At 43.2% G+C, this 7,490-nt stretch carries 10 protein-coding genes, 1 tRNA gene and 1 other annotated feature; of the genes, 3 read left to right on the top strand and 8 right to left on the bottom strand.

Going from position 1 to position 7,490, the window contains the following annotated elements; genetic code table 11:
- The first annotated feature begins 132 nt into the window (after positions 1 to 132).
- Positions 133 to 1,935 carry a serine/threonine-protein kinase gene (locus VB620_RS20605; RefSeq protein ID WP_323198025.1) on the top strand — a complete coding sequence of 601 codons (1,803 nt, stop codon included), beginning with the start codon at positions 133 to 135 and terminating at the stop codon, positions 1,933 to 1,935.
- Between the two features lie 67 nt (positions 1,936 to 2,002).
- On the opposite strand, the gene rplL is transcribed toward VB620_RS20605, so the two are convergent.
- Positions 2,003 to 2,395: a 50S ribosomal protein L7/L12 gene (gene rplL, locus VB620_RS20600; protein WP_323198024.1), complete on the bottom strand. Its 393-nt coding sequence runs from the start codon at positions 2,393 to 2,395 to the stop codon at positions 2,003 to 2,005.
- Positions 2,396 to 2,493: 98 nt separating this feature from the next.
- On the bottom strand, positions 2,494 to 3,042 hold the full coding sequence (gene rplJ, locus VB620_RS20595; RefSeq protein ID WP_323198023.1) for a 50S ribosomal protein L10: 549 nt from the start codon (positions 3,040 to 3,042) through the stop codon (positions 2,494 to 2,496).
- Between the two features lie 67 nt (positions 3,043 to 3,109).
- Here rplJ and VB620_RS20590 point away from each other — a divergent pair, with 67 nt between their 5' ends.
- Complete coding sequence (locus VB620_RS20590; protein WP_323198022.1) at positions 3,110 to 3,274, top strand: hypothetical protein; 165 nt, start codon at positions 3,110 to 3,112, stop codon at positions 3,272 to 3,274.
- Positions 3,260 to 3,428, bottom strand: a sequence feature (ribosomal protein L10 leader region). Its footprint overlaps the gene before it by 15 nt.
- A gap of 81 nt (positions 3,429 to 3,509) precedes the next feature.
- Here VB620_RS20590 and rplA read toward each other — a convergent pair.
- From rplA to rplS, 6 genes are all read right to left on the bottom strand, one after another.
- The gene (gene rplA / locus VB620_RS20585) at positions 3,510 to 4,226 is read right to left on the bottom strand and encodes a 50S ribosomal protein L1 (RefSeq protein ID WP_323198021.1); all 717 of its coding nucleotides are present in this window, start codon (positions 4,224 to 4,226) and stop codon (positions 3,510 to 3,512) included.
- An 81-nt stretch (positions 4,227 to 4,307) separates the two neighbouring features.
- The gene (gene rplK / locus VB620_RS20580) at positions 4,308 to 4,733 is read right to left on the bottom strand and encodes a 50S ribosomal protein L11 (protein ID WP_323198020.1); all 426 of its coding nucleotides are present in this window, start codon (positions 4,731 to 4,733) and stop codon (positions 4,308 to 4,310) included.
- A gap of 5 nt (positions 4,734 to 4,738) precedes the next feature.
- Positions 4,739 to 5,392 carry a transcription termination/antitermination protein NusG gene (nusG, locus tag VB620_RS20575; RefSeq protein WP_323198019.1) on the bottom strand — a complete coding sequence of 218 codons (654 nt, stop codon included), beginning with the start codon at positions 5,390 to 5,392 and terminating at the stop codon, positions 4,739 to 4,741.
- A complete protein-coding gene (gene secE, locus VB620_RS20570) occupies positions 5,392 to 5,613 on the bottom strand; it encodes a preprotein translocase subunit SecE (RefSeq protein ID WP_323198018.1) in 222 nt (73 codons plus the stop codon). The genes nusG and secE overlap by 1 nt, the downstream gene beginning before the upstream one ends.
- 194 nt (positions 5,614 to 5,807) lie before the next feature.
- Positions 5,808 to 5,880, bottom strand: a tRNA-Trp gene (locus VB620_RS20565).
- Positions 5,881 to 6,028: 148 nt separating this feature from the next.
- Positions 6,029 to 6,391 (bottom strand): 50S ribosomal protein L19, encoded by a 363-nt coding sequence (gene rplS, locus VB620_RS20560; protein ID WP_323198017.1) that lies wholly within the window; start codon positions 6,389 to 6,391, stop codon positions 6,029 to 6,031.
- 155 nt (positions 6,392 to 6,546) lie between these two features.
- On the opposite strand from rplS, the gene VB620_RS20555 reads away from it, so the two are divergent.
- Complete coding sequence (locus tag VB620_RS20555) at positions 6,547 to 7,368, top strand: glycosyltransferase family 2 protein (protein WP_323198016.1); 822 nt, start codon at positions 6,547 to 6,549, stop codon at positions 7,366 to 7,368.
- Positions 7,369 to 7,490 lie beyond the last annotated feature (122 nt).

Raw genomic sequence — 7,490 nt, 5'->3', positions numbered from 1 at the left:
ATGTCGAAGAACTTGCCATTTATTTTACAACGATTACAGACTATGATGCATCAAGATTCTTTGCCTAAATCACGCTCTCGAAAGCCGTCCTGAAGAGACGGGGCTTTACACCCCATTTTTTGGTAAATATTCATGACAATAACGCTGCTGAATAATCGTTATCAGGTGATCAAAGTTCTCGGTGCTGGTGGATTTGGCGAAACCTTTTTGGCGGAGGATACCCATATCCCTTCTCGCCGTCGCTGTGTCATCAAGCAACTGAAGCCGATAGCCAATGACCCAAAAACCTATGAAATGATTCAACAGCGCTTTGAGAGAGAAGCGGCAACTTTGGAGTATTTGGGTGATGGTAGTGACCAAATTCCGCAGTTATATGCTTACTTTTCGGAGAATGGGCTGTTTTATCTGGTTCAAGAATGGATTCAAGGGTCAACTTTGACAGATATTGTCGAAGCGAAGGGTTATGAGAGTGAAACTGCGGTTCGGCAAATTTTGCTGAGTTTGTTATCAGTTTTAGATTATGTCCACAGTAAGGGGATTATTCACCGGGATATCAAGCCAGATAACATTATTCTGCGCTCAACTGATAACAAGCCATTTTTGATTGATTTTGGAGCGGTTAAGGAAACTATCCGTTCAGTTGTCAGTTCTCCAAATCATCATACGCGATCTGCTTGCAGCAGCGCTTCGCTATCGCTTGTAATTGGAACACCTGGGTATATGCCCACAGAACAAGCTATCGGACGACCAGTTTACGCCACTGATATATACAGTTTAGGCTTGACGGCGATTTATTTACTGACGGGTAAGCAACCACCAGAACTACAGACACACTTACAAACTGGGGAAATTCTCTGGCAAGAGTCAGCCCCCAATGTCTCGCCACATCTGGCTCAGGTAATTAATCAGGCAATTCAGCCCCATGTGAGCGATCGCTATAGTACCGCCAGTAAAATGCTATATGCTTTAAAATCGGTCAATGATATTTCTCGACCGTCTCATCAAACTACTGCCGCTACAGTCAGCCTAAGTCCTGCCCATATAGCTGCAACTCACCAAACCCAGGCAATCTCTTCAGCCCCAAGTATTGTTAGGACTAATTGGCAAAAGCCCACTTTAATTATCGGTAGTTTAGTTTTGGGTGGTTTAATTGGTGGGGTAGCAATTTCCAGTATCACTCGTCAACCACAGTCTCCAAAATCCGTTACCACATCATCTACAGCATCTTCCGAATCTAATCCCGTTGTTCCCACTCCTTCCCCAGAATCCCTGCTTCCGGAACCTGCGATTCCGCCAGTTGCTGTGGAACCTCCTCAAGATATAGAAGAAGTACCTGTACAACCACCGCCACAGGTAACTCCGACATTTACACCAGAACCGGATCTTCCTACTTCATCTCAGCAGCCGGAAGATGCACTAATACCTGAAACATCACTACCACCAGCAGAGGTTCCGGAATCATCACCACCGACAACAGAAACTCCAGAACCACCACCGCAACAAAATCCAAATCCTGTTCCGAGCAATACTGAGACTTCCACTGTACCCGCATTTCCCACAGGCACTTCTCAAGATGCTGTCAGAGCTGCTTTAGGTAAGCCCAATAAAACTTCTAAGGGGTTATGGAATACTCGTGCTTTTCTTTATAACTTAGAAAACAATGTTGATCTTGGTTACTTATTTGATCTCCAAACGGGAGTATTACGGCAAACTGAAGTGTCTTTTGCCCAATCTACCCAGCCGGAAGTAATGCAAAGAACATTAGAGGGAATGCTGGGTGGTAATGCTAATAATGATATCAACCAAGGACTCCAAAAAGTGAGCGATCGCCAAACAAGGCAATACTCTTTTAATATTGGGGGATTAAAAGGTGTAATTCAACGCAATCAGCAAGATCGGATTTACATTGGCGTTTGGGATGCTAATTTGCATTAAAAAAAGCCTGCACAGGCAGGCTTTTTCTGAAAGTTCCTAAACTACAAGTTTTGAGGAACAATCTCTATTACTTCACACTTGCCTTACCACCAGCTTCCTCGATGCGCTTCTTAGCATCTTCAGCAGCTTCTTTTGCAATACCTTCTTTGATTGCTTTAGGTGCAGCTTCCACCATATCTTTTGCTTCTTTGAGACCTAAACCAGTCAATTCACGGACAATTTTCAGTACTGCAATCTTCTTGTCAGCAGGAACAGAATCTAGTACTAAGTCAAACTCGGTCTTTTCTTCTGCTGCTTCCGCAGGACCAGCAGCAGCACCAGGAGCCATCATCATCATGCCACCAGCAGGTGCAGCAGCACTAACGCCGAAAGCTTCTTCAATTTGTGTAACTAACTCAGATGCTTCCAACAGAGATAGGGTTTTCAATTGTTCGAGAATTTGATCAGTTGCAGCAGACATTGATATAACTCCTGTAATGTAAATTTAGTTTCTGCCCACCAAAAGCTGTAATTAAGCATAAATTCCAGCAGGCAAAATTGGATGTAATTTGGCGAATTTTATTCAGCCGCATTGTCGGTGCTGTCACCTTCTTTTTCAGCCACAGCCTGTAAAGCACGAGCCAAGGAACTGGGAACCTCGTTGATACCCACGGCCACTTTGGTAGCCAAGGCATTGATAGCTCCAGCAATTTGCGCCATGAGTTGCTCTTTGGATGGCAAGTCTCCTAAAGCTTTGACATCGGTTTCCTTGAGCAGGCGACCTTCCATAACGCCACCACGAAGTTCTGTCTTCTTGGTAGCTTTCTGGAACTCTTGATAAGCCTTAATTGCCGATGAAAAGTCTTCTTTAACCAGCAAAAAGGCCGAAGAACCTTGGAGCAATTCCGAAAGTGGTTGCCAGTTATCATCACCGTCAATGGCAATACCCATGAAGGTGTTTTTAGTGACCTTACATACAGCGCCACTGGGACGTAGCCTTTGCCTTAAGTCAGTGATTTGAGCAACAGTTAACCCCTGATAATCAATTACCAGTGCCAAAGTTGACTCACTCAGACTGTTTTTGAGATCAGCTACTATCTCTTTTTTATTTTCTAGCGTTCTACCCATGTTTAGTTTTACCTCCAAGGGCAAAATCATTATTTTCCATTAAGCAAAACTTTTTTAAATCTACTTATTGAGAGTAAATTCTGTTTTACTTCCTGCTTTAACTCAACTGGTCGCTGGGTTTTTCTTCACAGGTATTAATTCGGGAGCAGCCCATTTAAAAATGGCATTACCATTTATTGGTAACAGTGTGCCGAATTTCTTTGTTTTACTATCAGCCAGTAAAAACAATTAACCCCAGCTATGTGAGCCGGGGTAGGAGGGGAAAACTCATCATACCTTTGTTATCACACCTCAACGGGTGAGAATTCAGGCAATTAGAGCTTTAACCTCGGCAGGATTTTTGAGCCAATGGCTCCTGCTGTCTCCGGCTTTGCTTATTTAGTTTTGGTACTGGAGTACATTAGGTACTGAGTTAAAGAAACAGATGTTTGTAAATATCTTTTCTCTTCTTTCGTCCCTAATACCTGTTAAGCTGCTTCGTTCACCTTCAAATCGCGTAGAGCATTGATATCAACTTTAATTGATGGCCCCATAGTGGAAGCTACATAAATTGTCCGCCAATAACGCCCTTTAGCTCCTGCTGGACGGTTGCGGTCAATCGTCTCTTGCAACGCTTTCAAGTTTACTAACAAATCTTCCGGCGAAAAGGATGCCTTACCAAACATAACATGGACAATACCAGTTCGATCAGCCCGGAATTCTAATTTACCAGCTTTAAATTCAGCGATCGCACTAGCTAAGTCAAATGTCACAGTTCCACCCTTAGGTGATGGCATCAAACCACGAGGACCTAGCAGTTTACCAAGTTTTGCCACCTGTGGCATTACATCTGGTGTAGCAATCAGCTTGTCGAAATCCATCATACCTTTTTGAATTTCGTTAATCAGCTCATCAGAGCCAACTACATCCGCACCAGCATTGGTGGCTTCAGCAACTTTTTCGCCTCTGGTAATTACTGCTACCCGTACAGTTTGTCCAGTACCTTTAGGCAGTGTTACCGTTGTCCGTAACTGTTGGTCTGTATACTTGGGGTCAATTCCTAACCGAATATGGGCTTCAGCCGCTTCGGGAAACTTAGCTGTTGCTGTTTCTTTCAGTAGACTTAAAGCTTCCAAAGGGGTATATTCCCTATCTTCTACTTTTTCTAGCAGCGCCTGCAAGCGGCGCGATAATTTTTTTCCCATTGTTCTCTCCTGGGGTAATTACGAGGTTATATCTCTCCCCCGATAAGTTTTTTCTGTTGTCATTTGTCTAATGACTCATGACTAGTCCGAGATAGTTACACCCATATTCTTGGCAGTACCTTCCACAATCTTCATCGCCGCTTCTATGTCATTGGCGTTCAGATCAGGCATTTTCGTTTGGGCTATTTCTTGGAGTTGAGCTTTTGTAATTGATCCAACTTTATTTTTGTTGGGTTCACTAGAGCCTCTTTCAATTTTCGCTGCCTTGCGAATCAGTACTGATGCTGGTGGTGTTTTGAGTACAAATGTAAAACTCCGGTCTTCAAACACCGAAATTTCTACAGGTATTACCATTCCAGCTTGGTCTGCTGTTTTGGCATTGTACTCTTTGCAGAACATCATAATGTTCACACCGTGTTGACCCAATGCGGGTCCTACTGGTGGTGCTGGGTTGGCTTTTCCAGCATTCAGGGCCAGTTTAATGACCGCTACTACTTTCTTCGCCATTTGTGTTAGCTCTGTTTTTCTACCTGATTAAATTCCAATTCCACTGGTGTATCTCGACCAAAAATCGAGAGCAAGGCTTTTAATTTGCTTCGCTCTGGACTGACCTCAATCACCTCGCCTTCAAAGTCTTTAAAAGGACCTGAAAGCACCACTATCTTATCACCAGTAGCCATGTCAATTTTGACAATTGGCTCCTGTTCGCTAGTTTGTTTGAAGATCCGTTCTACTTCTGATGCACCTAAAGGTACTGGTTTAACGTGACCCCGACCCCTGCCGGTACCACGTTTTTGCTCTGCTCCCACGAAATTGATCACGTGAGAAGTATTTCGCACCACCTGCCAAGTATCATCGGGAATTTCCTTAGTTACAGGATCCAACACCATTCGCACTAGCACATAACCTGGAAAAACTTTTTCCTCTGTGTGCTGACGAGTACCATCTTTGCGGATTTTCACGGCTGGGGTGTGAGGAATTTCCACTTGGACAATTTTGTCAGATACATCAAACGTTTGGATACGTTGCTCCAAGTTTGTCTTAACACGTTTTTCACAACCTGAGGCTACTTGTACTGCATACCAGCGCGCTCGATTGAGGGCTGTTTCTGCTGTTTCCTCAGAATGGAACGCTGAGTTATATGGTTCGTCTGTTGCAGAAGTCATCAGAATACCTGTTGTGCTACCCAACCGAACAATCCATCGACCAAATATATTAACGATGCAGATAGTGTAACCATTAATAGCACACCTGCTGATTCGCTCACTAGCTGTTTGCGACTTGGCCAAACCACTTTTTCCAGTTCTTCTTTCGTACCCTGAAAGAAGTTACCTAAACTGAATCCATTGGTTTCTGCTGGCATTTCTGCTTCATTTTTTTTGGCCACTGTCGTTTTCCCCCCTTTTCTTAAATAAAGCTATACCTTGCTAATTTTCGTCCAGGTTCACAGCCGTGACTCCATCATACTTACTGGAAGCAAAAAAGCTGTAAATTTAAAATAATTACACCCGAAATAACTAGCACTATCTGCTATTTTAGCAGGCGTGTTGTTCTTCCGGGCTGTGTATTTTTGCTTGTAAGCGCGCCCTGGAGGACTTGAACCCCCGACATCAGGTTTTGGAGACCTGCGTTCTACCAACTGAACTAAGAGCGCACAAGGTGCGTTTGATTCAGCTATTGCGCTGAACCTTTTTTAGTATAACGCATTTTCTCCATTATTGTACCTTATTTTTGTCGGAGGAACAAATTAGCGGCATAAGCCGCTTGTTCGTAGAAGTTTTTCCCATACTTTGGGCCGAGACTTACAAGGCACGGTCAAACCGTTGCTTGATCCGGGTAGCTTTACCTACACGATCGCGTAAATAGTAGAGTTTAGCACGGCGGACTTTACCGCGACGGATGACTTTAATGTTGTCGATGCGGGGAGAATGTAGCAAAAATACCCGCTCTACACCAATCCCCTGGAATACGCGGCGGACTGTTATAGTTTCGTTAATGCCACCATTACGTCTAGCAATCACTACCCCTTCGTAGGGTTGTACACGAAACTTTTGTCCTTCTTTAATTTTGACACCGACTTTTACGGTATCGCCTACATAGATAATAGGCAGATCCGATTTTAGTTGTTCCGCTTCAATGGAGCGGATAATTTCTTGAGCGCTCATAGTCTTTCTACTTTAAAAACTCACAATCACTAATCATAAATCGATAATCCTCTTTCAGTCTACTTATTTAGATCAAAATCTCGATAATTTTATTAATTACAACAGACTGAACATCGAAGGTATATTGTATGAGTCTCTGCTACGGATATCAAATTATGAAATTTAGTGTTGTCATTACTACCTATAATCGCTTAAATTTGCTGAAACGAGCCATTCACTCTGCTCTTAACCAGACGATACCTTGTGAAGTAGTAGTTGCTGATGACTGTTCGTCTGATGAAACTGAAGAATACATCAAAAGCTTAGGTAACTCTGTTGTTTATCATCGCAATCCGGTGAACAAAGGTCACGCGGAAACGGTAAATGCTGGAGTAAAACAAGCTAGTGGTGACTGGATTAAGTTTTTGGATGATGATGACTATTTGGCTCCCAATTGTATAGCAGAAATGAGCCGTGCGATCGCCTTGTGTCCAGGTGCTGTGATCTGTTCTTGTGTGGCTGCTCAGGTGGATAGTGATGAAATTGAACTCAGTCGTACTCCCCAAATTGGCCCTGGTTTAGCTTTTTCTATCCCACAAGCTGATCTTCACTACGGTATGCTCTTAGAGCTTGTACCCTTTGGTACACCTGTTCAGGTCGCTTGTAGTCGTGATGCTTTTGCTCAAACTTCTGGTTGGGATTCCCAACTCGATGCTAACTGTGATGATATTGATTCTTGGATTCGTATAGCTCAGTTCGGTGATGCAGTTTTCGTGAATCAGTGTTTGGCCTATCGCACAATTTGGACTGGCGCTCATAATCAAAAATTTTCCTTGTCTCGGCGGCTAGATACAAATATTTTAATTAAAGAGAAAATTTACGCTTTAGTTGATGAACAACACCGCTCTCAGATCCCGAAGCTTCAACATATAAAAAATTACCTGAAACTCCATTGGACTTTAGCAGCTCTCAAGCAAAGAAACTTCCAAAGTTTGTAAGCGTTCAGGGGGTATAAAGAAGAAGAAAACAACCCCCGAAGTCAAGCAATCAAATTATGCAGCTTTCGACAAGTCAGAATCATCAGAACAAGCAGTAGCTTCTGGAAGCAGAGAAGGAGTGG

The sequence above is a fragment of the Nodularia harveyana UHCC-0300 genome (assembly GCF_034931085.1).
GTDB lineage: Bacteria > Cyanobacteriota > Cyanobacteriia > Cyanobacteriales > Nostocaceae > Nodularia > Nodularia harveyana.
Note: the sequence above shows the minus strand (reverse complement) of the source record. Positions and strands in the feature narration are given on the sequence as shown.

Coding starts and splice junctions, on each gene's coding strand:
- VB620_RS20605 (WP_323198025.1), top strand. CDS start 133: ATGACAATAACGCTGCTGAATAATCGTTATCAGGTGATCAAAGTTCTC.
- rplK (WP_323198020.1), bottom strand. CDS start 4,733: ATGGCGAAGAAAGTAGTAGCGGTCATTAAACTGGCCCTGAATGCTGGA.
- rplS (WP_323198017.1), bottom strand. CDS start 6,391: ATGAGCGCTCAAGAAATTATCCGCTCCATTGAAGCGGAACAACTAAAA.
- rplL (WP_323198024.1), bottom strand. CDS start 2,395: ATGTCTGCTGCAACTGATCAAATTCTCGAACAATTGAAAACCCTATCT.
- rplJ (WP_323198023.1), bottom strand. CDS start 3,042: ATGGGTAGAACGCTAGAAAATAAAAAAGAGATAGTAGCTGATCTCAAA.
- rplA (WP_323198021.1), bottom strand. CDS start 4,226: ATGGGAAAAAAATTATCGCGCCGCTTGCAGGCGCTGCTAGAAAAAGTA.
- nusG (WP_323198019.1), bottom strand. CDS start 5,392: ATGACTTCTGCAACAGACGAACCATATAACTCAGCGTTCCATTCTGAG.
- VB620_RS20555 (WP_323198016.1), top strand. CDS start 6,547: ATGAAATTTAGTGTTGTCATTACTACCTATAATCGCTTAAATTTGCTG.